28 protein-coding genes are annotated in these 26955 nt (G+C 42.9%); 7 read left to right on the plus strand and 21 right to left on the minus strand.

Features of this window, described 5'->3' with window-relative positions:
- Nucleotides 1–66: 66 nt before the first annotated feature.
- From AC50YO_RS22410 to AC50YO_RS22440, 7 genes are all read right to left on the minus strand, one after another.
- Complete coding sequence (locus tag AC50YO_RS22410) at nt 67–1017, minus strand: ABC transporter substrate-binding protein (RefSeq protein WP_494850447.1); 951 nt, start codon at nt 1015–1017, stop codon at nt 67–69.
- Nucleotides 1018–1187: 170 nt separating this feature from the next.
- Entirely contained in the window at nt 1188–2249 is a 1062-nt protein-coding gene (locus tag AC50YO_RS22415; RefSeq protein ID WP_494850448.1) for a helix-turn-helix domain-containing protein, read from the minus strand.
- A 348-nt stretch (nt 2250–2597) separates the two neighbouring features.
- Nucleotides 2598–3905 carry an NtaA/DmoA family FMN-dependent monooxygenase gene (locus AC50YO_RS22420; protein ID WP_494850450.1) on the minus strand — a complete coding sequence of 436 codons (1308 nt, stop codon included), beginning with the start codon at nt 3903–3905 and terminating at the stop codon, nt 2598–2600.
- Nucleotides 3906–4115: 210 nt separating this feature from the next.
- A complete protein-coding gene (locus AC50YO_RS22425; RefSeq protein WP_494850451.1) occupies nt 4116–4946 on the minus strand; it encodes a helix-turn-helix domain-containing protein in 831 nt (276 codons plus the stop codon).
- Between the two features lie 93 nt (nt 4947–5039).
- Entirely contained in the window at nt 5040–5951 is a 912-nt protein-coding gene (locus AC50YO_RS22430) for a CPBP family intramembrane glutamic endopeptidase (protein ID WP_494850453.1), read from the minus strand.
- Nucleotides 5952–6193: 242 nt separating this feature from the next.
- A complete protein-coding gene (locus AC50YO_RS22435) occupies nt 6194–6772 on the minus strand; it encodes a cupin domain-containing protein (protein ID WP_494850454.1) in 579 nt (192 codons plus the stop codon).
- Nucleotides 6773–6985: 213 nt separating this feature from the next.
- Nucleotides 6986–7999 (minus strand): zinc-dependent alcohol dehydrogenase family protein, encoded by a 1014-nt coding sequence (locus AC50YO_RS22440; RefSeq protein ID WP_494850456.1) that lies wholly within the window; start codon nt 7997–7999, stop codon nt 6986–6988.
- Nucleotides 8000–8114: 115 nt separating this feature from the next.
- Here AC50YO_RS22440 and AC50YO_RS22445 point away from each other — a divergent pair, with 115 nt between their 5' ends.
- Nucleotides 8115–8507, plus strand: a complete 393-nt coding sequence (locus tag AC50YO_RS22445) for a winged helix-turn-helix transcriptional regulator (protein ID WP_494850458.1) — start codon at nt 8115–8117, stop codon at nt 8505–8507.
- Nucleotides 8508–8637: 130 nt separating this feature from the next.
- Here the strand turns inward: AC50YO_RS22445 and AC50YO_RS22450 are convergent, their stop codons facing one another.
- Complete coding sequence (locus AC50YO_RS22450; protein WP_494850459.1) at nt 8638–9369, minus strand: RNA polymerase sigma factor; 732 nt, start codon at nt 9367–9369, stop codon at nt 8638–8640.
- A gap of 154 nt (nt 9370–9523) precedes the next feature.
- On the opposite strand from AC50YO_RS22450, the gene clpP reads away from it, so the two are divergent.
- The gene (gene clpP / locus AC50YO_RS22455; protein ID WP_494850460.1) at nt 9524–10108 is read left to right on the plus strand and encodes an ATP-dependent Clp endopeptidase proteolytic subunit ClpP; all 585 of its coding nucleotides are present in this window, start codon (nt 9524–9526) and stop codon (nt 10106–10108) included.
- A gap of 89 nt (nt 10109–10197) precedes the next feature.
- On the opposite strand, the gene AC50YO_RS22460 is transcribed toward clpP, so the two are convergent.
- Together AC50YO_RS22460 and AC50YO_RS22465 are read right to left on the minus strand one after the other, a co-directional pair.
- Nucleotides 10198–11070: a tetratricopeptide repeat protein gene (locus AC50YO_RS22460; protein WP_494850461.1), complete on the minus strand. Its 873-nt coding sequence runs from the start codon at nt 11068–11070 to the stop codon at nt 10198–10200.
- A gap of 25 nt (nt 11071–11095) precedes the next feature.
- Nucleotides 11096–12052, minus strand: coding sequence for an ATP-binding protein (locus tag AC50YO_RS22465; protein ID WP_494850462.1), 957 nt, complete (start codon nt 12050–12052; stop codon nt 11096–11098).
- 195 nt (nt 12053–12247) lie between these two features.
- Between AC50YO_RS22465 and AC50YO_RS22470 the strand changes: the two genes are divergently transcribed.
- Nucleotides 12248–12361 carry a YjcZ family sporulation protein gene (locus tag AC50YO_RS22470; protein WP_494850463.1) on the plus strand — a complete coding sequence of 38 codons (114 nt, stop codon included), beginning with the start codon at nt 12248–12250 and terminating at the stop codon, nt 12359–12361.
- A 101-nt stretch (nt 12362–12462) separates the two neighbouring features.
- On the opposite strand, the gene AC50YO_RS22475 is transcribed toward AC50YO_RS22470, so the two are convergent.
- Complete coding sequence (locus AC50YO_RS22475) at nt 12463–13566, minus strand: saccharopine dehydrogenase family protein (protein WP_494850464.1); 1104 nt, start codon at nt 13564–13566, stop codon at nt 12463–12465.
- Nucleotides 13567–13714: 148 nt separating this feature from the next.
- On the opposite strand from AC50YO_RS22475, the gene AC50YO_RS22480 reads away from it, so the two are divergent.
- Nucleotides 13715–14803 (plus strand): helix-turn-helix transcriptional regulator, encoded by a 1089-nt coding sequence (locus tag AC50YO_RS22480; RefSeq protein WP_494850465.1) that lies wholly within the window; start codon nt 13715–13717, stop codon nt 14801–14803.
- 63 nt (nt 14804–14866) lie between these two features.
- On the opposite strand, the gene AC50YO_RS22485 is transcribed toward AC50YO_RS22480, so the two are convergent.
- Nucleotides 14867–15496, minus strand: coding sequence for a type 1 glutamine amidotransferase family protein (locus tag AC50YO_RS22485; protein ID WP_494850466.1), 630 nt, complete (start codon nt 15494–15496; stop codon nt 14867–14869).
- A 426-nt stretch (nt 15497–15922) separates the two neighbouring features.
- Here AC50YO_RS22485 and AC50YO_RS22490 point away from each other — a divergent pair, with 426 nt between their 5' ends.
- Nucleotides 15923–16162, plus strand: coding sequence for a hypothetical protein (locus AC50YO_RS22490; protein ID WP_494850469.1), 240 nt, complete (start codon nt 15923–15925; stop codon nt 16160–16162).
- Nucleotides 16163–16214: 52 nt separating this feature from the next.
- Here the strand turns inward: AC50YO_RS22490 and AC50YO_RS22495 are convergent, their stop codons facing one another.
- The 5 genes from AC50YO_RS22495 to AC50YO_RS22515 are packed head-to-tail and all read right to left on the minus strand — an operon-like array spanning nt 16215 to nt 19504.
- The gene (locus AC50YO_RS22495; RefSeq protein WP_494850472.1) at nt 16215–16655 is read right to left on the minus strand and encodes an SRPBCC family protein; all 441 of its coding nucleotides are present in this window, start codon (nt 16653–16655) and stop codon (nt 16215–16217) included.
- On the minus strand, nt 16652–17101 hold the full coding sequence (locus AC50YO_RS22500; protein WP_494850473.1) for an SRPBCC family protein: 450 nt from the start codon (nt 17099–17101) through the stop codon (nt 16652–16654). Before AC50YO_RS22500 ends, AC50YO_RS22495 begins: the two co-directional genes overlap by 4 nt.
- Nucleotides 17101–17604 carry a MerR family transcriptional regulator gene (locus AC50YO_RS22505; protein WP_494850474.1) on the minus strand — a complete coding sequence of 168 codons (504 nt, stop codon included), beginning with the start codon at nt 17602–17604 and terminating at the stop codon, nt 17101–17103. Before AC50YO_RS22505 ends, AC50YO_RS22500 begins: the two co-directional genes overlap by 1 nt.
- A gap of 54 nt (nt 17605–17658) precedes the next feature.
- Nucleotides 17659–18822 (minus strand): sensor histidine kinase, encoded by a 1164-nt coding sequence (locus AC50YO_RS22510; RefSeq protein ID WP_494850475.1) that lies wholly within the window; start codon nt 18820–18822, stop codon nt 17659–17661.
- Nucleotides 18815–19504 (minus strand): response regulator transcription factor, encoded by a 690-nt coding sequence (locus AC50YO_RS22515; protein WP_494850476.1) that lies wholly within the window; start codon nt 19502–19504, stop codon nt 18815–18817. The genes AC50YO_RS22510 and AC50YO_RS22515 overlap by 8 nt, the downstream gene beginning before the upstream one ends.
- 117 nt (nt 19505–19621) lie before the next feature.
- Between AC50YO_RS22515 and AC50YO_RS22520 the strand changes: the two genes are divergently transcribed.
- Nucleotides 19622–21595 (plus strand): ATP-binding cassette domain-containing protein, encoded by a 1974-nt coding sequence (locus AC50YO_RS22520; RefSeq protein ID WP_494850477.1) that lies wholly within the window; start codon nt 19622–19624, stop codon nt 21593–21595.
- On the plus strand, nt 21595–23394 hold the full coding sequence (locus tag AC50YO_RS22525) for an ABC transporter ATP-binding protein/permease (RefSeq protein WP_494850479.1): 1800 nt from the start codon (nt 21595–21597) through the stop codon (nt 23392–23394). Before AC50YO_RS22520 ends, AC50YO_RS22525 begins: the two co-directional genes overlap by 1 nt.
- Nucleotides 23395–23506: 112 nt before the next feature.
- Here the strand turns inward: AC50YO_RS22525 and AC50YO_RS22530 are convergent, their stop codons facing one another.
- The 4 genes from AC50YO_RS22530 to AC50YO_RS22545 all read right to left on the minus strand — a co-directional run bounded on the left by AC50YO_RS22530 (nt 23507) and on the right by AC50YO_RS22545 (nt 26855).
- Nucleotides 23507–23944, minus strand: coding sequence for a rhodanese-like domain-containing protein (locus AC50YO_RS22530; RefSeq protein ID WP_494850481.1), 438 nt, complete (start codon nt 23942–23944; stop codon nt 23507–23509).
- A gap of 93 nt (nt 23945–24037) precedes the next feature.
- Nucleotides 24038–24925 carry a LysR family transcriptional regulator gene (locus tag AC50YO_RS22535; protein WP_494850483.1) on the minus strand — a complete coding sequence of 296 codons (888 nt, stop codon included), beginning with the start codon at nt 24923–24925 and terminating at the stop codon, nt 24038–24040.
- The gene (locus tag AC50YO_RS22540) at nt 24925–26490 is read right to left on the minus strand and encodes a M56 family metallopeptidase (protein WP_494850484.1); all 1566 of its coding nucleotides are present in this window, start codon (nt 26488–26490) and stop codon (nt 24925–24927) included. The genes AC50YO_RS22535 and AC50YO_RS22540 overlap by 1 nt, the downstream gene beginning before the upstream one ends.
- 2 nt (nt 26491–26492) lie before the next feature.
- Nucleotides 26493–26855, minus strand: coding sequence for a BlaI/MecI/CopY family transcriptional regulator (locus AC50YO_RS22545; protein WP_494850485.1), 363 nt, complete (start codon nt 26853–26855; stop codon nt 26493–26495).
- Between the last annotated feature and the right edge of the window lie 100 nt (nt 26856–26955).

Raw genomic sequence — 26955 nt, forward strand, 5'->3', positions numbered from 1 at the left:
AACGAAATTATCCCTGCCCGAAAATCAAGCAGGGACACCCGGAGCTTCTATACGGACAAATTGGTTTTAGCTATTGGTCGCTTTATGGATTTCCAATATTTGCGCTCCGAATCGGTCAAGCAGCTCTTTACGACCGATAGCCGTGAAGGAATAATTGTAATTGTCTACATTCGATATTTTATAGACATTGCCTTTCTGTACAGCCTTGAGATTGTTCCAAACTTTACTGTCGTTCAATGTGTTTTCACTATTCTCCATTAGAATCAAGTTGTCAGGATCGATGGTCGCTAAGGATTCAAGGCTTATTTCCTTCCCTCCCCAGCTTTCAGGCTCTGGAATGCCTTCCGTACGTTTGAGTGCTAGTTCCTTATAAATAAGCTCAGCAGTTCCAGATGAGGAGTAGATAACAAGATTTTTAGGATAGGTTTCGATTACAGCAAAGGTTTCGTTCCCAAGAACAGGCTCTAATTTCTTGCTCCATTCTTCTACCTTACTGTCATACTCCGCTAGCCATTTATCCTTCTTCTCTTCTTCTCCAAAAAGCTCCGCTAAAAAGGTAAATCGGCTTCTCCAATCGTAATAGGGATATGGCACAATCACTGTCGGGGCAATCTTGGATAGCTGCTCGTATAAATCTTCATTAAATAGCGTTCCTAGTATAATCAAATCTGGTTTAGCGGACATGACTAGCTCCAGGCTAATCGGCTCTGCGTACCAGCCCAAATTGATGGTATCTGCACTTAAAAGATTTTTAATGGTTGGAGAAAATACTGCTCGATCGCCGAAATCGGCATTTCCTGAGGCAATCGGCTGTATTCCTAGCAGGAGAAGCTCCTCCGTTGATCCTGAGAGGTCAGCGATGCGCTTAGGATTAATCGGTATTTTAACCTTTTCTCCCTTGGCATTTTCAATCTCTCTAAATGTTGGTTCATTCTCGCCTCCATTGGTCTGCTGGTTTCCACATGCGGTTACTATCAAAATGCAACATAGGATGGCCAAAACAATTACTCGTTTCATTTTCTCTCCCTTTCACTTCTAGATAATGATAATCATTATCAATTGATGTATTTTTGAAAATGTATTACCGCTGCTTCCTAACAGCTGTCATGAACTAGTATCCCACTTCCCTCCTTAAGCCAGATACCCAAATCGGGAGCAAAAACTACAAATATGGATTTTGTTCCTTCTTAATGACGAAATTGCTGGAAGTACTCAGAGGGATTGACACCGTATTTCCTTTTGAATTGCTCTGAAAAATGACCTGTCTTCCCGAAACCTGCTGCATAAGCCGCCTCAGTAATCTTCATTCTGCCTTCTTCTAGCATGTGGAAGGCAGCCTCCAGCCTTCGGTCGATTACATAAGCATACACGGGCATGCCAAACAGCAATTTGAATCCTTTTTTTAGCTTGAATTCGTTCAAGCATACCAGCTTGGCGAGTGCTCCTAGACTGGGTGGGGAAATTAAGTCGGCTTCTAGTATATCTTTGGCGAGGTGAAGGCTTGCGACCTCCGTTCTGGTCAGGCCTACCGCGGGCGAAGAGTTATTCTTTTCCAGTATACCTTCGTATAGATACACCGCAATTAGCTCCAATACTTTTCCTTCCAAATAAATATGCTTGATATCACCATCGTAATAGCAATGCACGATATCATGAACGATACGTTTCATTCCAGATGTCATTTGACTGTTATAGAAAAGTCCCGCATTTCCCGATAAAGCGGCCGACATTTTGTGTAGTGGAAGATGCTGCAGGGCGCCCATAGACTCTATGTGGTTAAGCTTCAGAGATAGGCCTTGAAAGTGACTATCGACGTCATACTGGCATCGATTGCTAATTTGATTGTTGCCGAAAGCGGAGACCTCCCATGGATCGAGTCCAAATTCGCCCTTTCTCCCTTCTACGTTCCAACGGATGCTGTCTCCGAGACAAAATCCGAGATTAATAGTATTCCCTCCTTCTCTACTGCTCAGGGTCATCGTTTTAGTAAAGCGCACGTCGCATATTACTAGGTCTATAGAGGAATAGGTTCGAATACACTTCCAGTACCCCTTGCCCATCTCTTCTGGCACCTTCACTACCTGCTCAAAAGAGCATGTTCGATACATTTCATTTAGATTAACTGTGAGTGCGCAGTTCCTATTCTCTTCATTCGCAATCTCACAATATCGCTCAGCATTGTCCATAAATTCAACCCCGTTTCTATTAGAGGCCCTGCTCGCATTAGGAGCAGCTTCTCTAAAGACCATATCTTTCGCACTTTTTCTTCTTCCCTATCATCCAATCCTTACTTTGAAGAAAGTAAACTTAAGCAAATGTGGAATCTTTTTCTCAAGAATGCTTTTCATTGTTAATGATAATCATTATCAATATTTTAATCAATAGTAAAAGACTCCCGGGATGCTTTTACACCAGGATGCATAAATGAAAGCAAGGAGGACGCGATTGCTCGCTTCCCCCTACTCTCTCCATTAGTACGCACAAAAAACCTACTCTGCAAGAAGCAAAAACACGCCACATGGTCACATCAAAGCATTCTCCATCATGCGTCATGCAATCGCCTCACAGATCACAACCAGATTATAATCGCAACAAACTTATATCATCCCTAAATGTTCACGTAAAGTGGCCCCGCTATATTCGCTTCTGAACAAGCCTCTTTCAACCAACTGTGGCATCAGCTTTTCAAAAAATAGTTCCATAGATTGTTCAGAACCCCCTGGAAGGGCTATAAATCCATCAATAGCTCCAGCATCAAGCCGCTCCATAATATCGTTCAGCACATCCTCGGCCGTTCCAACAGATACCCAATGGGCAGATCCGACAACCTCCGGCCTTGCCAGTACCTCTTCCACTGTAGGCTGATGCTTAGTAATATACCGCCGCAACAGCTCGGCATGTGTCCGGCTGCGAACGGGCTGACTGGAATCGGGAAGCATATCGGCAGTGACCTGTTGCTCCAAAGGAAGACCTCTTAAATCAAGGCCAAGCACCCATTTAAGAGAGGCATGTCTGCGTTCATTACTTAAATGTGCATGCGCAACCTTATGCAACTCAAGCGCTTCTTCGCGCGTATCGGCCAGGAAAAAATATAAACCTGGCAAAACTTTGATGGCATTCGGATCGCGCCCCTGTTCTGCGGCTCTTCTTCTTAGATCATTGCGCAATTCCACTCCCGATTCAATATCCGGCATTGCCGCAAAAATAGCATCCGCTACGGAAGAGGCAAAATTCCGTCCAATATCTGAAGCGCCGGCTTGAAACAAAGGAATGGGCCCCGATTTATGAGAAGGCAAAGTAAGCGGCCCTTTCACACTGAAAAACTCACCGGAATGATCAATAGCAGTCACTTTATCCTTATCAGAAAATAAGCCTGACTCGCGGTCAATAACAACGGCCTCAGCAGGAAAGCTTCCCCATAACTTGCTTACAACATCCGTAAATTCCATTGCCTTGGTATACCTTTCTTGCGGGGAAGGCATGGGAGAATCCCCAAAATTTTCAGCCCCTTCAATAGAAGTGACAATGTTCCAGCCTGCGCGTCCATTGCTCAGCCAATGCAAAGATTGAAGCTGCCTTGCAACAACATACGGCGGATTGAAAGTGGTAGAAATTGTCGTAACCAGTCCGATTCGCTCGGTTTCACGGGCAATTGCAGCAAACATCATAGTAGGATCAGGGCTTCCGAAGCTAGCGGTATCACCGATCATCTGTTGGCTAACGTACAGATAATCCGCTCTGAAAAGAAAATCGAGCTTTGATTTCTCCGCCATCTTTGCCACATCAATGTAATAATCAATGGAACCCATTTTTTCCACTTCGCTATCTGGGTGCCGCCAGCCGTTTCCCTTCATCCAAGTTGCATTTAAGGACAAGCCAATACATAATGGTCTATTTACAGCCAATGCTATCAACCTTTCTTATAGAAATAGATTGCCTCCTAGACAACGCTTCGATCAAATAATGCATCTAGCAGACTATTTTGTGATAATGATTCTCATTATTAAATAAAGTTTAACAAGCACTCAAACAAATGCAAATACACAAATCACAAATTCTATATGCATAATTATCTAATTCAGGCTTGAGGATTTAGCTGACCATAAATCAGAAACTCAATAGATGTGATGATCTAATTTATGTATATATGCGGACGGGGACAAACCGAATTTCTTTTTAAATAATCTGCTGAAATATAGCGGATTGGCATAACCGACACTGATAGCAATATCACGTATAGGGAAATTGCCTGCTTTGAGTAAGTCACTGGCTCTTTCCATACGATAATTAATCACATAATCGATTGGACGCAGCCCGGTATATTTGTGAAACAAGTATGAGAAGCGTTTGGTGCTCATGGCATGCAGTTCAGCTAACTCATCAAGTGTGAGTGGATTCATATAATGTCCGTTAATATAGGCAATGGCTTCCTCTACCACCCTTTTGCTTGGAGAACTGTCACTCTCACGATAGCTGCAGCCAATCAGAACCTGATGCATAATGCTTAAGAATAATTCCTTGACACGAAGCTTTCCAATGCCTGCAGCTGTATGGGCATTCTGATGGAGCATAATCAGTAATTCTATTACTCTCGGATTTGCTCCCGGTTCCAGCTTGAAATGAGCGTCGCATTCATGAGTAACATTTGCATCGTCTAACTTATCCAATCTATAAAAAATTGAATAATACTCGAACTCAGATTGCCCTATAACTTGCGATTCCAGTTGCATACCTGGAGCCGCATGAAATACTGATCCTGGCTGTAACTCGTAGTCTGTTCCATTCACAGATATTCTAGCTCGTCCACGAATAATAAAAAGAAACCCATACTTTAAGGTGGTAAATTCACGTAATATACTTTTTGGCTGGATGACTAAACGGTAGACATCTTCTATTTCATAAGTGCTATCAGCAAATATCTCGGCTAATTTATCCAAATAGTTCATCGCTCTACACCTGCTTTCTTCCATCAACATAATAAAGTCTATGGGAGTCATCCCATAGACTCTCTTGCTTGCGTTACCGATTAACCTACATTTTTATTCGGGCGTTCTCTCGTTCCAGTTCACGGTATTCCTTCTAAGATAAGCCCCTGTCAACACAATTACAATGGCTAGAATCGTGGTTCCCAATGAAAGCAGCAAGTAGCCATAAGGAGACAAGTACTCCACTTCAATAATGGCGTAGCTGCCAGGAGTAATAACGTAGCGAATCATTTCCAGCCAAGCAATATGAAAGCCTATGCACATCCACAGATTTCCCGAATAGATTCGGCATAGCTGGAGAACGGTTCCAAAGGCAATCAGATTAATCACATATTCCAGCGTAATAAGATCCCATGTGCCTATGCCTGCAGCTACCATAATAGCAGTCAATGCAATTGGAGCAAGTACAAACAACACGACTTGAAATAGCAAGGCAAGCCACCTTGAGTATCTTACATTCAAATTTCGGAACAAATACCCGCGAAAAACCAATTCTTCGGGAAAGGCCTCATAGAAAAAGGCAATGGGAATGTTGATTAGAATAACAAGAAGCGTTTCTACAGGCAATCGCAGCTCTACAACCCTCAGCCAACCTATAGCCTCTCCAACCACCAAAGCTAACCATGCTGATCCAGCAAGAAGCCCTACCCCTAGCATAAGATAAGGCAGGCCTGATGGAGGAGAACTCAAGCCGAGGCCGCTCCATGGTCGCTTATCTACATATTTTCGGAGTACATAAATAAGAGGAACGGCGATGGCAGTCGTGACGACCGCAAGTAAAAGCTGTATCGCAATTCTCGGGAACTCATACGATTGTGCAATTTGAGCTAAGGCGACCGCTGCCCCCAATCCAATAACGAAGGACAGCCAACCGAGCATAATACGCCATAATAGCTTAATTCGTCCGTCTAAAGCATACAAAATACGACTTCTGAACCTCTGGTTATTTGATGGAATTTGATTCATACCGTCTCCTCTCTGAGAATATAAAACTCTCCTTTTAATCGAATGAACTCTCTCCCAATATATTGCGCGAATGATAGAGATGTGCTGCCAATTACGCGCCCGAATTATAGCTTAATAGTATGTTCATCCCTTTTTCAAAAGAAATGGACTATATTTCCATAAAAACAAGCTAGCTTCAAATTTCGAAGCTAGCCTAAGTATTGCTGATTGAGCTGCCATAGGACAGCGTTGGAAGCATCGCTTTAATAGTGATGTTGAGGATAGTAGCTGGAGGCTTGGGTGCCTGCTGCATTCTGATAGCAGCCCGGCGGAGGTCCAAGAATAACAGATTCTTGTAAAGGTGCCACCGCTTTGGCATAATCACTTTCGCTAATACAGTAAGCACGCTGCATAACCTCTTTGGGCGTATTGCGCAAGAAATCTGAGCCATAGACGATATCTGGAGTAGGATGATCGAAGATGGTCAAGATATGCGCATGTGGGGACACCGCAATAATCCAGTGAAACCAGCCCTTTGGCAAAATGGATACCTGACCCGGCTTCAATTGATAGGTCATCAGCTTCTGAGTGAAGGGATTAAAAACCGAAGTCATAACCTCACCACTAATGACGAAGATCATCTCAGTTACATTCGTATGCCAATGAGGCTGGATGATAATGCCCTTGGTCAGATGAACGTTAAAGAAACCGTTTTTGATCGCAGGAAGCTGATCACCGAATAACTGTGTAATATAATTGTGGGAATCAAGCTTATAATTAAGCACTTGGTTGGAATCTGCCGCTAATTGCAAATCTGGGCATTCCAGAACGTGTTCCTTCATTGTTATACTTCCCCCTCAATAGGTATACGTCTATTCAATGTATGCCCGGAAGGAAGAAGTGACACTTATTCTCGATGACATCTTGGTTAGTCATTACCCTTGCGTTGTACAGGAAGCTACCTTGGGATGTATCCTAAAAAAAATGCTTCACAAAAGTTCTTGTACCATTGAAGCGTCCGTCAGACAAGACCAATATAGTTAAAGACGAGACATTTAGAACCGAATGCATACTTTCCCGAAATGGGAGCCCTTCGCCAAATAATGCAGCGCATCAACAGCCTGATCGAACGGAAATACTTGATCGATAACCGGGCGAAGCCCGCTTCGCTTAATTGCAAGGTTCATCGCTTCAAACATATCGCGACTGCCCACATTAATTGCTTGCAAACGTGCTTTTCTTCGAATGGCTGGGATTATATCAAAGCCTTCTACTCGAAAGCCTGATAAACCGCCTACTAGGCTGATCTGTCCGCCAACACGCAATGCTGCGATCGAACGATTCAACGTTGCAGCTCCACCCAGATCAACGACATGATCTGCCCCTCGCCCATCCGTCAGCTCTAGAACAACCCTATCCCAATCCTCTATTTCCTTATAATTAATTCCATAATCTGCGCCAATGTCCTTCGCTCGTTCCAGCTTCTCATCACTGCTTGATGTCACAATCACTGTCGCTCCTTGAAACTTGGCGAATTGAAGCGCGAACAAAGACACTCCTCCGGTACCCTGCACGACAACCGTTTGACCAGCCCTGACCCTGCCTTCTTCAACAATCGCATGCCAAGCTGTTACGCCTGCGCAAGGAAGTGCTGCTGCTTCCTCGTCTGTCAAATGATCCGGCACATGAACCAAGCCTTCCTCGGGAAGCACAGCATATTCCGCAAGCAGCCCATTGAGAGGGCTGCCCAGTGAGCTCACCCAATTTTCTCTTGTTGCCTCTCCTGAAATCCAGCTTTGCGTAAAAATTCCGCTTACCCGATCTCCTATGGTGAATCTGGCAGTCTGTTCCCCCACAGCGATCACTTCACCGACTCCATCGGATACTGGAATTAGTGGCTCATTCAAGTCCGGATTATAAAACCCGTCGATCACGCCCAGGTCTCTAGAATTAAGCGAAACTGCCCGCAATCTAATCAGTACTTCCCTAGGACCAGGAACCGGTATCGGATAGTCTGCTATTTTCAATTCATCAAGCCCAAATTGACCTTGAATTTCATACACCTTCATGAAATTTCTCTCCTTTTATAAATGGTATAGACATACAATAATACACATACTACAATTAAGTAAGTAGGCACTATATAGTGTCTAGGGAACCTACAGGTGCACAGGAGGTCGACCTATGAAAGCCCTCGATTCAGCTAAGCATGTACAGCCCGACATTTCCATAACAGCATGTGCATACAGTAAAGTGCTTGATATCATTTCTAATAAATGGACCGCGCTTGTCATCTATTCATTGGAGGATGGTGTTATACGTTACGGTGAAATTAGAAGACGAATCGACGGCATCTCCAAAAAGATGCTAACACAAACACTGCGGCAATTAGAGCGTGATGGATTAGTTCAACGCGCAATTACGCCATCCGTTCCGCCCATCGTCGAATATTCACTTACATCGCTGGGTGAATCTTTACTTGGGCCGATGAGAGCTCTCAAGGAGTGGACGAGAATCCATTATTCCGAGGTTGAAGCAGCAAGAACATCCTACGATCTTACTGCTTCTGAAGAATGAATGGTGTTTAGCAGTGCAGTTGACCTACTAGACTTGGATGCAGCAGTTCCCATTGTGACAAAAATAAAAGCATGACCACTTCCCATGGAAGTAGTCATGCTTTTTTAGATCGGATTTTAACGACCATATGTTACGCTGCTGCGCTCATACGAATTCCATTGCTACTTTCTTTTGCTGCCATGCTTCTGCCAGTAATAATTTGTTGATACACAATGGCAACTGCGGACACAGGCTCCACTTCGTTTTGAATGAAGAGCTCCACCACTCGTGCTGTATCTCCTTTAAGATAAGCGGCGACCAAATTGCGCAGGAGAGCTTTGCATTCTGAATGCTCAGATAGAACAGAAGCATTCTCTGCCAAGTCATGCTGGACATCAGCCAATGACTTACGAGCGCGATGCAAGGCTGCTTTAACTGCCCCCTCCCCCATATTCATTCTATTGGCTATTTCACTATTGGAATAGCTGTAGACATCCTTCAATAAAAAAACCGCCCTTTGCAAAGGTGTCAAATACTTCATTAATGTGTGAAACAGAATTTCGAGATTCCCAAAGTCAGATTCCGACTTAGAGTTGGTTGTATTCTTTTCCAGCTCTAAATAGCTGTTATACAATTTCAGCCTTCGGCATTGGTCAATCCATGAGTTTTTGGCAATCTGGAATAAAAATGCCTGGGGGTTAGAGTGGCTGCACATTTTGCGTGTGCGCAAAGCCTTCAACCAAGTCTCTTGTACAAGATCATCCGTATCCCAATGGTTTCCTGTGAGGAATAAACAATATTGCGATAACTTTGCTTGTAATTTATTCATCGTTTCGATGTCCATGCCTAGACCTTGCTTAAGCTTTTCCATTGATTGACCCACTTTAACTCCTCCTTGCTGTACGACTATATAACTAATATAACGATTCAGCCTACAAAAAGGATACGGGTAAAATATATTTTTTTGGCGCGTATCTACGGTTCGCCTCTATTCGTTTACATTACGTTAAATAAAACGATAAAATGGAGGCAATAACATGACCATTCCTATTCCCTACGTTGTAGAACAAAGCAATCGCGGAGAACGCTCTTACGACATATACTCAAGACTGTTGAAAGATCGCATTGTATTTCTAGGCTCCGCTATAGATGATCAAGTTGCAAATAGCATTGTCGCGCAGTTGTTATTTCTAACGGCAGATGACCCGACTAAAGAAATCAGCATGTACATTAACTGCCCTGGCGGGTCTGTAACGGCGGGATTCGCAATTTATGATACGATGCAATACATCGAGCCGCCTGTTCATACGATCTGTGTCGGATTTGCCGCTTCCTTCGGTGCACTGCTGCTGCTTGCTGGTGCCAAAGGAAAACGGTTCGCTCTGCCCAACAGTGAAATTATGATTCATCAGCCGCATGGAGGCGCTCAGGGGCAAGCAAGCGACATTGCGATTAGTGCACAGCGCATATTGAAAACTCGCGAGCGTACCATTGCAATTACCTCGGAAAGAACAGGCCAATCCATCGAGAAGCTTGAGAAAGACATGGATAGAGATTACTTCATGTCCGCACAAGAGGCACTGGAATATGGCATTATTGACCAAGTAATAAGTCAAAAGTAATTGCTCTCCAATCGCCATAACAACAGTACAAAGAACCGCCTTCAGCAGGCGGTTCTTTGTTTTCTTAATAGTAGTAAAAAGCAGCACCATTACCTGCCTCTTCGCCTCCAACCGAATACTCGCACATGTACAATTGCTTTCGTCACCCAATGCGTAAGAATATAGAGCACGATAAAAAGCAGAATCAGAGGCTTAAATAAAAACCAAGCGACTAGCCATGTGACTAGAACCTGCCAAGATTTCATTCTCCGCAGAAATTTTGTCGGCCATAAAAAAACGCGAAACAGCTTATTGCTATGCTGTAGAGCTTCCAAATATTCATCCTGCAGTTGTTTATCTTCAGGGTTCAGCCTTACCGCATTCCGCATATAGGTTTCTTTGAGGTCGTAATCACCACGATTGCCGGCCGCCCAAGACAAGTAAGCAAGTACATAAGGCATCTCGGCATCATATTGAACCGCCTGGCGATCCAGCCGTCGCGACTCGGCAAAGTTGCCGAGCAAAGATTCCACATAACTCAGCATGGCCAAATAGAGTGGGGATTCGGGTCTCAGCTCCAGAGCCATGAGCAATTGCTCACGCCCTTCGTTGAATTTCCCTTTTTTAATCAAACGATTGGCTTTCATGAAATAATAATTGGGCTCATAAGGAGAAATTCGTAAGGCTTCCTGCAAAGATTCATTAAACAGTCGTTCATTATCCGTCTCATAATAGACAGCCACGCGTACATACCAAGCCAATTCATGCTCCGGCTCCCGCTTAAATACTTCCTGTGTCCAATGCAGTGCCTTATCATGTTCATCCATTAAGAAATAGATATGCGAAATAAGGGCAAAGGCATCTGGATCCTCAGGTTCCTGTCTCAGAATTTGCTCTGCTTCCACAAGGGCTTCCTTGTATCGTTTCCACTCGATGAGCTGGTGTGCTGCTGTATAGGCTGCTTGATTGGAACCTATTTCCACCGCCATAGCCTCCGTTCCTTAGCTGCTATTTGATTCCGTGCTTCTTGACATAATCCAGCACGATCTGATAATCACGGTTCACATCACTGAAGGTTGCGTAATTTCTAGCGGTGGAGAACCAGTCCAGCGTAGTTGCTTTACGCGACTTCACTGCTTTTTTCAAGTCGTCATTGGTAATAGGCTGAATCTCACCTGTCTCAAATGTACGCTCCATCGCGGATTCTACAGCATCCTTTACTACTTGCTCCAGATCGGCACCCGAAAAAAGCTTTGTTTCCGCTGCAAGCCTTGCTAAGTTCAATGATTCCGTTGGCTTGCCGGAAATCTTTAATTGAAGGATTGTCTCGCGCTCGGCCTCCTCTGGCGGCGGTACAAACACAAGATGGTTGAACCGCCCTGGACGCCGCAGCGCCGAATCGAGATACCAAGGGGTATTCGTTGCACCAATTACGAACACATTATCATTCTCTGTTTGCAGTCCGTCTAGCTCGAGCAGCAACTGATTGACAAGCATTCGGTCATGATGCTGACGCATCAGATGACGGCTTCCACCCATCGCATCCAGCTCATCAATAAAAATAACGCATGGTTTGTTGTCTCTGGCCTTCTCGAAAATATCATGAAGATTATGTTCGCTCTGTCCCGCATACATAGATAGAATAGCCTGAAGCTCGATGTGCATGAAGTTAGCGTCAATCTCACCTGCTACTGCCCGTGCTAGAAACGTTTTACCGCAACCCGGCGGGCCGAACAATAAAAGACTACCCCCAGCTTCTCTTCCATAGGCTGCGAACAATTCCGGTTGCTTCAACGGAAGAATGAAATTCATTCTGATCTTCTTCTTCACGTCCTCCAGACCGCCAACATCAGCAAAGGTTTGCTTAGGCTTCTCAGACTCGATTAGCGATTGGTCCTCTTTACTAAATTGAATAAGCTTTAAGTTTTTCCGTCGTTGCTCAGCAAGTTCGTCAAAATCAGACATTCTCTTCCCCCCTAAAATCACTATGATAAGTTTACCATAATTTCGAGGATTTTCTTCCCTTTCAAGAGAATAAAGAACTGCTTTTCTAAAAAATATTGGCTTAGGCCACTGTCATCCCCGGACATACATCCAATCACATAGCCGCATTGCTACATAGTCTATAGGGTAGTCAACAAGCAAGGAGGTGTATGTTACATGTCAGGATTCGTTGGTGGATATGGCAATAACAATATCGGTTTTATTCTGGTATTGTTCATTTTGTTGGTGATAATTGCTTGCAGCTGTGGTTTTTGGGGCGGCGGTTGGTAAGAATTATTCATTAACCGACGATTAACGATTTCACCTTAACACTACAATAGCTGAATGAGAATTTTCTTATTACACTTGATCGATAGAGCAGGTTGCCGAGATCATATCGGCAGCCTCCCTACATAGATGGAATACTGAATACTGTTTATTTCAGTAGACGCTTGCTCTCCAAGCCAGTCTTTCATGCTCTGCCAATCAAATAACTGATCAATATGATACACACCATGAGGATACTCGGTACGATAGAGAGCATCAGCAACGAATACTGCCGCTCTGGCAGTCATCTTGGATTGATCTTTGCCTGTAAGCAAGCACTCTACCACTGCACGCTCTCCACTCTTGCTTCCGAAGGCATCAACTTTAACGGCAAATTGATCTACTCCGATATGAAGCTTGCCGAAGCTGCGGATCATCGCATTGCGAATTCCCTTCAACGCTAATACTCGGAACATGCCTGTTCTTCGTAATCCCACCATGAATGCAGTCGCTATAGAGGAGTCGAAGCAGAGACGTGTAGCGACCGATGGAACATGAAGTGTTCTCGCTAGCGTTTGTTGGTCGGAGAATGGAAATCGATAGGCTCGTCTGCGTCCAAGCTCAGAGCCGAAGTCTGTAGCCTTGCCGTCCAAGAAGCTACCCACGGTAACTTTGCGGTTATTCTCAATGACTTGGAAGGTTGAGCTCAAGTTATCTATCGTCCATTCGATCGCTGCCTTGCCATGTTGATCCCCCAAGCCAAGCAGAATAGATAAATCTATAGCATCCGTCTGATCCAGCAGCCGATGGGCTTCAAGCGCCAGCAAATTGGTCAAGCCTGGTGCCAGCCCAACACTCAATACAGCAGTTGCGTGATTCGCTTCAGCTTCTAGCCTCCATCGCTCCACTTCCTCTAGAAAAGATCCATTTGCTGTTACGTCCATATAATGTGTGCCACTCCGAAAGCAGGCTCGAACAAACGCCGTATCCGTCTGATCCATGCACATGATGACAAGCTTGGCCTGATCCAGAATGTCTGGAGCGACCTTCTCCCTTATATCTAATCGCAAAGCTCTAACTTTGCCACCGGTTTCTCGGCTGAACTGCTCCGCACGTTCCAAATTTCTGCCTGCCGCATATATTTTTCCAGGGTAGATGTCCCCCAGCTCTTTGCATATCGTTTGCCCTACATGGCCATATCCACCCACCACAATAATCGTATCCTTCAACGAAATCTCTCCCTTTTCTGTCTCTCTCGAATGCTGTACACTATAATTAAGAATTATTCTCAATTATAAAGATTGCGCATGAAAGCACCATCCCACAAATATGGGATTCTTCGCGTAACAACATGAATGGACGGGAGAAGAATCAAGTATGCGTGTGCCAATAGAGACAATCAGACAGCAACTAATAGAGCTCGAGCAGCATGCTCTCACAGCATGGGATTATAGATCTGCATTAATTACTTATTTGAGTGAGCTAATTTCGTTTGATGGAGCATGCTGTACGAGTGTCGATCCTCAGACGCTTCTGTCCACAGGCGCAGTGACTGAAGCAGGCGTAGAGGTGATCCATCACAAGCTGTTCGAATATGAATACTTGCATGAAGACTACAATTCTTATGATCTGCTGGTGAAAGCAGCCGACCCTGTTGCTACATTAAGTGATGCCACAGAAGGTCAATTAGAGCGTAGCGCCAGGTACAGGAATGTACTGCTCCCTGCTGGATTCGGAGATGAAATGCGCGCAGCTCTAATGTATCAAGGGGGTTGCTGGGGCTATTTGACGTTATTCCGCAATCAGGGACAACCCTTATTCAATAAGGAGGAGCAGATGGATATTGCCTCCCTTATCCCCTTAATTGCATTCCATTTACGTAAAAGGAGCTTAGCATTACCGATTGCAGAATCGATGTCGATCGAGAAAGAACAAGGCATAATGATCCTCTCTGATCAGCTTGATATTTTATCTTCTAATTCCGCTTCTTCCTATTTCCTTAACCTGCTGCGGCAATGGGAGGGCATTGATGCGGCCACACTTCCTAGACCGATTCGAGCCGTTGGCTCCCGTGCCTTATTTGGTTCAGATGCAGCAGCTACCACGGTGAAGCAATCCTCCAATACCAAAGTTTGTATTCGGATACCAGAAGGTCCATTTCTAACGATCCAAGCCAGCCTGCTTAACGGTCCCGACTCTGTCATCCAGATCGCCATTCTATTCGAGCTAGCCAAACCGCTGGATGCTCTTCCTCTTCTTGCAGAAGCGTATGAATTATCCGAACGGGAAAAGCAGGTTCTCGATCGAATCATTAAAGGATTTTCCACCAAGGAGCTTGCCCTTTCCCTTCATATTTCTACTTATACGGTGCAGGACCATCTCAAATCGATATTTGCCAAAACAGGTGTAACAAGCCGAAGAGAACTCATATGGCAATTGTTCTCCCGCTTCCAGCGCCCACAATAACGATACATCTCATATAAAAAGGATAGAGTCATCAGATTACCTCTGATTCTCTATCCTTATCAGTTATTCGACAGAATTCATTAACTCGAAGAAGTATTTGGGTTCATGCGTTTTATAAAGATTGAACCATGAATGTAAGGTGTCGGGGGCAAATACATCCAGCAGCTTCAGCACATGCATAGCAAATTCCAGCGGGGCTACTCCTGATGCAGTAATTAAATTCCCATCTGCTACAGCTGATTCCTTTTCATAATAGGATTCTCCTCTGTAGTTAGGGCATATCATTTTCAAATAGTCCAGATCATTGCTAGTATGCCTTCTTGTATCTAGCAACCCCGTCTTCGCGAGTGCCAAGGTTGCCCCACAAATTGCTGCAACGACAGTCCCTTCTGTTAAAGCTATAGAAACCTTGTTCAATATAGGTTCGTGAACAGGTTCTGTCCAAGTATTCCCGCCTGGAAGAATGACAACATCCGTGCTTTCCAAGCTGCACTCTTCAACAGAAAGACTAGGCAGTATTTTTATTCCTCCCATTGTGGTAACCGGATTGTTATCAACGCCTACTGTTATTACCTCCAAGGGCGCTAGTCCTTTTTTGAAAAACCTTCCCGAGTTCAGCTCAGCAATTAAATAGCCGGTCTCCCAATCTGCCATCGTATCAAATACATAAAGATATACTTTTTTTGTATGCATCATACACGCTCCTATTAACTAATTAATCGTTATACCCTATTATAAAAAAACTTTACTGACAGCTGCTGTCAGTAAAGTTAGGAAAGTTGATCATATAGCCCAAGAACCTGTCATTAATCAAATATTTATTGCTGTAGGCAATCCGTATTGATTTACCATATAGAGTGAACTGGCACGCTATCATAACTCCCAAATCTCATCTCGTCAAGAAAAAATGTGCGAATGTGCGACATCGCAGGAAATCTCCCTCTATACTTGAGAAATAAGGATGAATTTCCGAGTATGAGGCGCGATATCGCCTTTTTCAATTTATCCAATCTCACGTAAAATTTTCATTAAGCGGATGGAGAGATGAGGAATATATACATAACGATCAGAACACAATGAGTTCAAGGCCATTCCAAATACTAGAAAAGGAGAATCTACATGCACAAAGTGATCAAAATCAGATATACACTCTTTTACAATGAAACCCCTGAAGCAAATTGCTATGGATATATGGAGTTGAATCAGGAAGACAATATGATCGCACTCTTCAATACATACGGTGAAGAAATAGATATGTATGGCGGTCATGAATATGTTAAGGTACGGACACTTGGCAAATTTGATAACGAAGACCGTGATCATTTTTATTCCCTGCTAGAAAGCGATGGCGTAGGATAATCTGCCAGGCACCCTGATAGGTGCCTGGCAGATTTCTATCTCAAATGCAAAGCTAATTGCGCAATTCCGCGAGCACCTGCCCAAGCCGATCAAGGTTTTGTTCGTTAGCTTCTAAGCAGATTGGCTTAACTAGTTCAAATTCCTCTTTATCCTTGAACAGCTGACGGAAGGTTACCTTAGTGCCGCGCTCGATCGTCTCGAAGGTAGCGGTTATTCGAAAGTCGTGGCCGGATAGATGATCAAGCACGACCCGCTCCGGCGATATTAGTTCAACAAAGACGCAATGGTTCGGATAATCCACACCATCTGGTCCATGCATGGTGAACACCCACGTCCCTCCCGGCCTCATATCGCACTCGTGAAACGTATTCGTAAAGCCTTTCGGACCCCACCATTGGGCTAATAATTCGGGAGTTGTCCACGCACGAAACACAAGCTCCCGCGGGACATCATATTCGCGAGTAGCAATAAGTTCATTGGCAGCTACAGTCATGCCCCACCCTCCCCTTCTACCACCTTACCCAAGGCATCCAACATAATGTTTGTACCATGCTCCCGTATTTCCACCGTATCATGTCCATCAAAGAACGCACCTTGCTCCGTAAAAATCAGCTTCGTACCGCCATCCAGCTCAATCAGCTCGATGGTAGTGACCGAGACGGATATGCGTGTGCCATCCGAGTCTAACGTGTACGTATAGACAATACGCTGCTCTGGAACGAGCTCTTGGTAGATAGCGTCGAAGGTGAAAATAGGCCCATCTGGCGGCCCGCCGCTGCTATACTCGCGTCCTCCAACTTGGAAATCGAAAATGTCTGGCTTCGAAAACCACTTCGCTTTGGCAATCGGGTCAGCCCATGCATGATAGACCCTCTCTGGCGAAGCAGCATAAGTCCGTTCGACGACGAAGGTTCCATGCTTAACGAATCGTTCATTCATTAATTATCCCCCTTAAGTTTTGATCGTTCACTCTTCTCGGCAAGAAAGTCTCCCAACTGGTCCAAATGTCGGCCCCAGCTTTTTTGTCGCTCAAGCATTGGTTTCTCAAATTCCATCTTCATCGCTTGCAAAAGACTCGTAAAATCTTCAACGGTTAATTCCGCCTTGCCCTGCATCAGCTTGGATACATGTCTGAGCTGCTCCAATAGCTTCTGCTGCTGCTTGATCTGTTCATGGATTTGGTCTATCTGTAGGTTGACGATCTCAAGCGCACTGACCTGACCGCCTAATAAAACAGTCTTGATTTCCTCAAGGGACAACCCCAGCTCCTTAAGCGATACTATTTGGTGCAATCTCGACAAATCCAATTCATTGTACAGCCTATGCCCCGATTCGGTTTGTCCCGACGGAGAGAACAACCCGATCTGATCATAGAACCGCAAGGTTCGTACGGTAAGCCCCGTCAGCTTGGCAAGCTCTCCAATCTTCCAATATCTCTTCATGACCATCTCCATTCTATTGTGCTAGCTTTGTACCGGTAGCTTTATTGTAAAACATTACGTTACGTAAGGTGCAAGTGAAATTGTAATATGAAAGCAAGTTCCGCCATTTTCATTATCCGTAACCGTAATCGTACCTTTGTGCTTTTTAATAATACTGTCTACAATCGAAAGTCCTAAGCCCGCACCACCCACTTGGCGGGAGCGTGATTGGTCAACCCGATAAAAAGGCTCAAATATATGCTTTTTATTATTATCGGGAATGCCGATGCCTGTATCATTAATTTTGATCGAAACCTGCTCTTTATTTAATCGCTTTATAATAACCCCAACGCTTCCACCGTCAATATTGTACTTAATTCCGTTTTCCACAAGATTATAAAAAGCTCGATACAATAAGTCCGTGTTACCAGTAACCATGCTATTATCACAATTTAAAGACAGCGCAACCTTTTTATCTTTAGCAATGTGAGAAAGCTCGGAAGTAATATCCTCAAAAATATTCTTTAAACAAATGCTGCTTAGCTCATCGTTATCGTCCATATTCGTCATATTTAGAAGGTTGTCAACGAGTCCTCTCAAGCGATAGGTTTGCTTTTCAATAACGGAAATAAGTGCATCATATTCCTCGTTTGTATGATTAGTTTTCTTCTTAAACACATCGACCTTTGTTTGCAACACGGCAAGAGGTGTCCTAAGCTCGTGAGCAGCATTTGCTGAAAATCTTGCTTGCATCATAAAAGCATTATCCAGCTTGTCTGTCATCTCATTGAATGTGACAGTAAGCTCAGCAACTTCATCCTTTGTAGGCGGCACAGCTAATGTTTCAGATAGATTATGCACATTTATGTTTTTCACCTGACCATTGAGTGTATGAAGAGGTTTTAATGCCTTGCCCGAAATATAGTAGGTTAAGAATCCACCGCCTACAATAACAAAAATCATATAAATAATGCTTTTAAATCTAAAATCCATTCTTGCTTGTTGGGCATCAATAGATGGAACGATATTGATCATACCGCTTGCCGGTGATTGCGGGCTTTCCTCAACCTGTCCATGTTCGTCGAGTTCTTTTGCCGGTACTACCAATGTGGCATCAATTCTTGATGCCATCGTATCAGCAGATAAATTAAGTATGAAGGTAAGGCCTACACAACAGACCGTCAAAAGTGCAACGGTCATAACCGTAAGCCGCAGTCGAATTGGCATTTTTTTATGCATGGGCATTACCTTCCCTATCTGATAATACGTAGCCTTCGCCAATTTTCGTACCAATGGGGTCATAGTTTAATATAGCTTTCAGCTTCTTTCGGAGAGTTGCAATATGAACCCGAATAGCACCACTAAAGCTATCCGCATTCTGATCCCAGATATGTTCAATCAGCTCTTCTTGGCTAATCACTTTATCCTTGTTAAGCAAGAAATATTCAAGCAATGCAAATTCTTTTTTTGTAAGCAATATTTCATTTCCATTAATAACGGCAACACGCTTTGATAGATCCACTTTAATTGCGCCGCAGGAATGCATATTACTTTCTTGTACAAACCTTCTTTTTAACAAATTTCGTATTCTTGCTTCCAGCTCGGCAAAGTCAAAGGGCTTCCCCAAATAATCATTTGCTCCTAGATCTAAACCTTTAACTTTGTCATGGACACTGCTTCTTGCACTGAGAATAAGCACCTTTAATTCTGGCCTTTCATCTCGTATCTTAGCTAAAACCTCAAGCCCATCTAATTTCGGGAGGTTTAAGTCAAGCACAACCAAGTCGTAATTCACTTCATATAGAAGCTCGTAAGCAGCTTCACCATTGTCACAAGTATCAACAGCATAACCATCTATTCTAAGCCCATCTGCAATCGCTTCTTGCAAATCAAGCTCGTCCTCTACAATTAGTATTCTCATATGCCAATCACCTCTTCACCTATTGTAACTAAGTATAGGTTAAATCCTTGTTAAGCATTTCATTCAACATGAAAAAAATTGCTTAACAAGGATTTAACATCAGGTGTTATACGATAGTTGTATCAACAAGCAGAAAGGAATAAACCAATGTTTGAAATTAAGAATGTATCCAAATCATATAACGGCGAATTCGCTTTGAAAGACATTACCTTTTCAATGGGAAAAGGGATGCATTTCATAATCGGTGCATCGGGCAGCGGCAAATCAACTCTTCTGAAAATCATCAGTGGTATGGAGCAAGATTTTGATGGAGAGGCTTACTACTGCGGTAAAAGCATTAAAGAATTAACTGCCAAAGAAAAAAGCTATTATTACAACCATATCTTCGGCTTTGTTTGGCAGGATTTCAATTTGCTCGAAGATTCATCGGTCCTTGACAATGTGCTGCTACCACAATATTTAACAAGCAATCAAAATCACAAACAAGCTGATAATATTTTAAAGGATCTTAAGATAGCTGAGCTTACCCATCAAAAGGTGAAGTATCTCTCTGGCGGCCAAAAACAGCGTGTTGCCATTGCTAGAGAGCTTATGAAAAATCCACAGGTTATTATTGCTGATGAGCCTACCAGTGCTTTGGATGAAAAAACTGCAAAAGCAACTATGGAAATTTTGCGAGCTATTTCTAAAAAAAGAACAGTTATCCTTGTAACCCACGACACCCATTTTATTGATCCTCAATCCAACCTTATACATTTGGATAAGGGAGAATTGATTGAAGCACCACATGAAATAGTAACTGCAACAGACAAGCTTAACTACGATAAAGGTCATTCCATATCCCTGATGAATGCTATTAAGCTCACCAGATCGAATGTCAAAAACAAATTTGGACGGTTTTTGGTATCCACCCTTGCTCTAATGCTTGCAGGAGTATTATGTCTTACAACTATAAGCGGGGCAATTGGGGGCAGCGGTCAAGATGAATTCAACAAGTTGATTGATACGTATGGCGAGGGATTTAAAGATATTAGCGTAGTTGGCAGCTTTATGAGCGCGGGAGGAACAAGTGGTAATCAGGAAGAAAAGCCCAACGCTGACGTAACACAAGATATTAACGGCTTATATGATAAATACTTAGGCGATGAGCGCGTTGCTTTCACTGCTTTTTTACAAGCATTTGATGATATTAAAGTATCGGTTAATGACAAGGAATATAACATACAGAAAACAGGAAGTACTCCGGTAATCAATAAGCTGGTGGCAGGAAAAATGCCGTCTGGCATCGACAATGAGGTTGTTGTCCCAAAAAGCTTTGTTGAAACGTTAGCAATATCAAACGAGTTAGCAATAGGACAAAAAATTGATTTTAGCGGCTCTATATACAATTGGGACAGCGGCGAGCCTGTTCTAAAAGAAACGTCCATAACCGCAACAATCGTAGGTGTTGTAGATACGACTGTCTTTTATGAATATGAAGGAAAGATGACATCTTATCAAGTTGAAGACTCTTTCTTTTTCAGCAAAGTTGCGCTTGATGATATGAGAAAACAAGCAGCAATTGAGAAGAACACGATGAATTTTCTTATTCGAGCAAAGGCTCCTGCTGATATGATCTCCATTAAAGACGAGCTTAACGAAATAGGAATTGTCCCTCTTGGCAGATTTGAGCTTGTTGAAGATATTGTTAGATTAAATGAGCAAACAACGAAGCAATCAGGCTCTGCAAGTGTGATCATAGGAAGCTTATCTGTCGTTATGGTTATTGCTATCTTCCTTATTACAGGTTTAATCAGAAAAAGAGAATTTGCTATTTATAAAGTCAGCGGCTTTAACAATGCTCATTTAAGCCTGGTCAGCTTGATGGAATTGATGGCACAAACTATCACAGCGATCCTATTGATGCTAGTTACCTCACCTCTTATTAATATAGCTACCAAAGGCTTGTTCAATGTGAGTATTCTTCATTCAACAATGTTGTTTACTGGAATGCTGTTGATTGCTGCGGTAGGTGTTGTGGCTTATTGTACAACGGCTATCACTATTATAAAGACCCGCACAGTCAAAGCATTAAAGACAGGTGACCACTAATGATTGAGATCAATAACGTTACAAAAAAATATGACCGTTCACTCATTCTTGATGATGCAAGCTGTACTTTGCCTAGCAAAGGACTTATTTGCCTGTTAGGTGCGTCAGGCTCTGGTAAAAGCACACTGCTCAATATGATTGCAGGCTTTGACAGTCATTATAGCGGTGATATTACAGCTTGGGGTACCTCAATCAGTAAACTGAATACCGAGGAATTGTGTACGTATCGCAGAGATCATATCGGATTTATTTTTCAGCATTATCATCTTCTAAGCGGCTATACCGTACTTGAAAACATCTTGCTCGCTTGTGAGCTAAATCAATCAAGTGATGAACAAAACAAAAAAAATGCCAGAGAATTGTTAAATAGACTGGGATTATCAGCGAAGACGGACGAAAAAATCGAAAATCTTTCAGGCGGCCAAAAGCAAAGAGCTGCTATCGCAAGAGCATTAATTAGTAATCCGCGTATAGTTTTGGCTGATGAGCCCACTGGTGCATTAGACCGCAGCAACTCCAATGAAATTATGGCGCTTTTAAAGGAGATTTCAAAAGACCGTTTGGTTATTGTCATTACACATGATCAAAAGCTCTGTACCTTTGCAGATGATGTGATTCATATCGAGAACGGAAAAATTATGGCCAAAGATATCGCTGCTCAAACAGATCATACTGATTCTAATAGACTACGCTTAACTAAGGTTGCCAAAAAAGGATCTGCGTTCAAACGAGGGCTTAAGAATATCAAGGTTCATATTATACGATTTGTTGCTGTCAGTCTCGCCATTTCCATTGGTATCCTTGCCTTTATGCTGTCTCTATCTTCAGGCAATATTATGGAGCAATCCATATCGGAGTTTAAGGACAATAACACGGCCTTTAACAACGGATACATCAAAGGCGAAGATAATGAAACGGTATTTGAAATGCTGACTTCCGATCAACGAATCGAAAATGTCTATTACCAATACAAAATTACGGATGTTACTTTGAGGCTTGGCGAAAAAAGTGAAGCTTTAGCAGACAAATACCCCATGCCGAAGGCTACTGAAGGGATGTCATACGGTGCGATGCCAAGAACAAATGAAAAAGAAATCGCGCTTAGCCCCAGCCTTGCCAAAAAATTTGGCAAGGATATCAAAAACTTGCTTGGTAAAGAACTAATCTTACAACATGATGAACAACAATACTCGCTAGCGATAAGCGGCATTTATAATGCTGGCTATGATGATTTCTTTGTAAGCTCCGATATTGAACGGGATTTGTATGTAAATACGGATGACGATAAGTCCTATTCCATTAGTTACGATGTTATAGCATTCAAAGACATTGTTTCAGTAAGTAAAATGCTGGCTGACAAAAAAATAGACAGTAAAACTGCAGCCACAGAAGTAGAACATTTGCAAAGTACATTCAAAAGCCTTAGCCGTTTGTTCTTAATCGTATCTATTCTAATCTTAGCAATTGGCTTATTTATTAGTACAGTACTGCTTATCAAGCTTCAAAATTCCAGATACAAGGAAATAGGGCTGCTATCCGCTTTGGGATTTAACAAAGGAACGATACAAAACATGATTGTCAGTGAAAATCTTCTTCTAACGACAATGTCCGCTTGCTTTAATGCTATCCTAGTTGGCTGTACTTATTTAATCGCCAGGGTCCTTCATTTAGCAATTATCCTTACCCCGGCGCAAATCTTACTATCCATACTTTCCACAGGTGTAGTCGTTATTGTCATTAGCAGAATAGCCAGCTACAAGTTAATTCGTACAGAACCCGCTGTAGCGTTGAGAAAATAACAGATTATCCATACAACTTACATTCCAGTGAGCTTTCCTACAAAGAAAATTGCCCCTGCTAAGCAGGGGCAATTTTCTTTGCTACATAAATGTGCAAGATATTCTCTTAAGCTTACCCGATCATGCATGCCGAATGTCCAAGCGTACCCTCTACATCGTTCCCCTCTTTACGCCAGTATTCTATGCCTCCAAGCATTTCTTTCACCTGAAAACCGAGATGGGATAACCGAGCTGCTCCTTTCGTTGCACCATTGCAAGCCGGACCCCAGCAATAGACAACGATTATTTGATCTTTGGACAGTGTCGCCGTTGTTTCTTCACTGATCGTGTTAGAAGGAAGACTCAGTGCACCCGGTATATGGCATTCTTCATAACTACTAGCACTCCGAACATCGATAAGCACAAAATCATTGAGACCATGCTTCATATCGTGATGCACATCCGAGACATCCGTTTCCATCGAAAGCTTGTTCATGTAATGCCGATGAATATGCTCCGGCGATAAGGCTGGCGTCTCGAGGACGAGGGAACGGCGAGCTTGATTTATCATGCGGGTTACCTCCAATAGGGATGTTTTCTTTCTTGGAATGAATATAACACAGCCCCAGACCATGGAGTTATTGATAGAAATCTATACTATACTTCAATCATTCTGATGATTGGTACCTCCGATCAACTCCACGAAATCTTCAAACGCCTTGGACCTCCATTTTTTCTTAGAGTAAATTAATTGCGTATAGAACCTGCACTCCGAATGAATGAAAGGAATTGCTGTGATCTGGCCTCTGCGGATCTCCTCGGCAACCGCTACCCGCGGTAACAAGGCAATACCAAGACCATAGATCACACACTGCTTGATCGCTTCCAGATTGCCGAATTCGTAAGACAAACTATAATTCACTTGGTTTCCCTTCAACACTTTGAGCAGCATTGCCCGGTAAGTGCAGCCATCTTCCGTCATGATCAAAGATTCCCCCTCCAGGTCTCCAACGTGGATGTCACTTTGACCAGCTAATTTATGATCAGGCTTAGTAATAATAACTAATGCTTCTTCCCTCAGAATACTACAGTGAAGATCGGGATCCGTGAATGGAGGGTCCAGAATGATCCCGACGTCCAGTTCGCCATTTTTGACCGATTCGATAATGTAGGGCTCGTTCCCCGGCTGAATAATCACATTGACCCCGGGATAATAACCGCGATAAGTCTGAAGATGAGGCGGGAGATAGAAGGCCGCTAATGTCTCGATCGTCCCGATAGAGAGTGTCCCCGTGGCTTGCATGGAAACGACTTGCTTCGACTCTTCATGCAGCCTGTATATATCGTTGGCGTATTGCAGAAGCGCTTCGCCGGCCATCGTCAGCTTCATGCTTCTCCCAAAGCGCTCCAAGAGAATGACTCCGTAGGATTCCTCCAGCTTCTGAATCTGAGTCGTAATGCTCGACTGGGCATACCCCAGAGTTTCCGCGGCTCGCGTATAACTTCCCCATTTCGCCACTTCCCGAAAGGTTTTCAAATAAGTCAGTTCCACTAGCGTCCTCCCATTTTTTCAAGCTTTTCAAAAACACCATCAACCCATACTTGGTCATCCCATAGCTTTGGATCATGAAGTTTTCTAACAGCGGGATGCCCTGTTACAAACGTATCTATACTATCTTTGTTTCCAAAGTACAAATCAACGATTGTTAATGCCTTCTTTTCAGCTTGAACTAACATCTCAAAGCTGCTTCCAGACCCTTGGTTTGAGAAAGGTAAGCTTACATAGTAGAGATTTTCATCAAGCTTTTTGAGCTCTGCTTTCTTGAATTCATTATTCAAACCGAAATTCACACTGGTTTCTCCCTTTAGTTTCTTTGCTTGTTCTAGCTGTAACATTTTATTTGTATAGTTAAGAAGATTCTCGTTAGATATGTAATGATGAAATGATACTGTTTTCTGTTCTGCAATAGCACCGGCATATAAATTCACAAAAGCTTTTCCCAATGCGACAACGGTTTCTTGATCGCTGACTTGATTTCCATTGACTGCAAATTGTTGATTGGCTAAGTCACTTAATATTTCTCCTGCTGACTTCTCTCGTAGTTCCAAAGGAACCTCTTCACCTGATGTTGTATTCGTTGATCCAGTAGTTTGTTCTAGTGCATCTCTCCCTTTTACTACAGGGTTTGCTAGTAGTCCTATCCCAACTGCTAGCATAATGACGATTGAGCAACCAAATAACCAGAATCTTGGTTCTCTATAATTCAACACATTTTTTATCCTCCCTTTTACATTTCCCTCGCCAAAAGCAAGGGGGCTTCCATTCACAATTTGTCTATCCGTAGCAAGCGATAATAGGGATGACGCATATGATTTTTTTATATCCATATCAGAATTCATCTGTTTCAGTACACGTTCATCACAGGAAAATTCCATATCCCTACTCATTAACAGGAAGGCTACCCATACAAGAGGATTACACCAGTGCACCAATACGATTAAGAAAGCTAATGGCTTAATAATATGATCATATCGTTTAATGTGAGTCTGCTCGTGCAGCAGAATATAGCTGCGCTCCTCAGCATGAAGTCCCACGGGCAAATAAATCTTTGGTCGTATAAATCCAAGTACAAAAGGTGTTTGCAAATTTTTAGCCTCGTAAATATTCTGCTCTACCCATCGTGCATTTTTAAGCTGTTTTTTTAAGAGCAATACAGATGCAAGACTATAAATAAGCAATACCATCATACCTAACACCCACATATATGATCCAATCTGGATGTAAATCTGCAGGGGATTGACACTATCCTCCACATGCAGTGCTGGTAATGTCCCTACCACAAAGGAATCAACCACTTCTATTCCGCTGTTAATCGGCAGGCTTTGCTGCTGGATGCTTTCTTGAGGAATTGAATTCCTATCTCCAGTCCTTGGCAACAAGCTAAACACACTCTCGAATGAGACTGGAACAACAAGTCGGAAAGCTACCACAACCCATAAAGCATAGGAGATGACCTTTGGGGCTTTTTTAAATAGCAGTCTGATTATAATCACAACAAGAATGACATAGCTGGCTGTAAGGCTCATGTTCAACACGGATAGAAATAGATTGCTCATGATTACACCTCCTTGTGCTCATCAATCAGCTTTTTCAGCTCCTCTGCTTGGCGATTATTTAATTTTTTTCCTCCCATAAACGCTGTTAAAAATTTAGGCAACGACCCTCCATACGTATCCTCAACGAATCGTACGCTTTGATATTCGTCATACCTATCCTTTGAAATCAACGATGAAACTACTGAATTTTCATTTTGAAAAAAACCTTTTTCACACAGCTTTTTCAGTACGGTATAGGTTGTGGACTTTTTCCAATTCAGCTCTTCTTTACATAGTTTCACAAGATCACCAGAACCAATCGGTTCGTTGTTCCAGATTAAATCGGTAAACTTTATTTCGCTTTCTGTAAGCTTGTAGCCTTTCATTTCCCCACTCCCTGGTCTATAAGTTATCGACCTCATAGCTGTAGTCTATAACTTATAGACCAGATGTTCAATAGTAAGCTGCAATTTATTTATAAAATGG

Source organism: Paenibacillus sp. J22P59 (assembly GCF_059383895.1).

Coding starts and splice junctions, on each gene's coding strand:
- AC50YO_RS22410 (WP_494850447.1), bottom strand. CDS start 1,017: ATGAAACGAGTAATTGTTTTGGCCATCCTATGTTGCATTTTGATAGTA.
- AC50YO_RS22415 (WP_494850448.1), bottom strand. CDS start 2,249: ATGGTCTTTAGAGAAGCTGCTCCTAATGCGAGCAGGGCCTCTAATAGA.
- AC50YO_RS22425 (WP_494850451.1), bottom strand. CDS start 4,946: ATGAACTATTTGGATAAATTAGCCGAGATATTTGCTGATAGCACTTAT.
- AC50YO_RS22430 (WP_494850453.1), bottom strand. CDS start 5,951: ATGAATCAAATTCCATCAAATAACCAGAGGTTCAGAAGTCGTATTTTG.
- AC50YO_RS22435 (WP_494850454.1), bottom strand. CDS start 6,772: ATGAAGGAACACGTTCTGGAATGCCCAGATTTGCAATTAGCGGCAGAT.
- AC50YO_RS22440 (WP_494850456.1), bottom strand. CDS start 7,999: ATGAAGGTGTATGAAATTCAAGGTCAATTTGGGCTTGATGAATTGAAA.
- AC50YO_RS22445 (WP_494850458.1), top strand. CDS start 8,115: ATGAAAGCCCTCGATTCAGCTAAGCATGTACAGCCCGACATTTCCATA.
- clpP (WP_494850460.1), top strand. CDS start 9,524: ATGACCATTCCTATTCCCTACGTTGTAGAACAAAGCAATCGCGGAGAA.
- AC50YO_RS22465 (WP_494850462.1), bottom strand. CDS start 12,052: ATGTCTGATTTTGACGAACTTGCTGAGCAACGACGGAAAAACTTAAAG.
- AC50YO_RS22470 (WP_494850463.1), top strand. CDS start 12,248: ATGTCAGGATTCGTTGGTGGATATGGCAATAACAATATCGGTTTTATT.
- AC50YO_RS22480 (WP_494850465.1), top strand. CDS start 13,715: ATGCGTGTGCCAATAGAGACAATCAGACAGCAACTAATAGAGCTCGAG.
- AC50YO_RS22485 (WP_494850466.1), bottom strand. CDS start 15,496: ATGCATACAAAAAAAGTATATCTTTATGTATTTGATACGATGGCAGAT.
- AC50YO_RS22490 (WP_494850469.1), top strand. CDS start 15,923: ATGCACAAAGTGATCAAAATCAGATATACACTCTTTTACAATGAAACC.
- AC50YO_RS22495 (WP_494850472.1), bottom strand. CDS start 16,655: ATGACTGTAGCTGCCAATGAACTTATTGCTACTCGCGAATATGATGTC.
- AC50YO_RS22500 (WP_494850473.1), bottom strand. CDS start 17,101: ATGAATGAACGATTCGTTAAGCATGGAACCTTCGTCGTCGAACGGACT.
- AC50YO_RS22505 (WP_494850474.1), bottom strand. CDS start 17,604: ATGAAGAGATATTGGAAGATTGGAGAGCTTGCCAAGCTGACGGGGCTT.
- AC50YO_RS22510 (WP_494850475.1), bottom strand. CDS start 18,822: ATGCATAAAAAAATGCCAATTCGACTGCGGCTTACGGTTATGACCGTT.
- AC50YO_RS22515 (WP_494850476.1), bottom strand. CDS start 19,504: ATGAGAATACTAATTGTAGAGGACGAGCTTGATTTGCAAGAAGCGATT.
- AC50YO_RS22525 (WP_494850479.1), top strand. CDS start 21,595: ATGATTGAGATCAATAACGTTACAAAAAAATATGACCGTTCACTCATT.
- AC50YO_RS22530 (WP_494850481.1), bottom strand. CDS start 23,944: ATGATAAATCAAGCTCGCCGTTCCCTCGTCCTCGAGACGCCAGCCTTA.
- AC50YO_RS22540 (WP_494850484.1), bottom strand. CDS start 26,490: ATGAGCAATCTATTTCTATCCGTGTTGAACATGAGCCTTACAGCCAGC.
- AC50YO_RS22545 (WP_494850485.1), bottom strand. CDS start 26,855: ATGAAAGGCTACAAGCTTACAGAAAGCGAAATAAAGTTTACCGATTTA.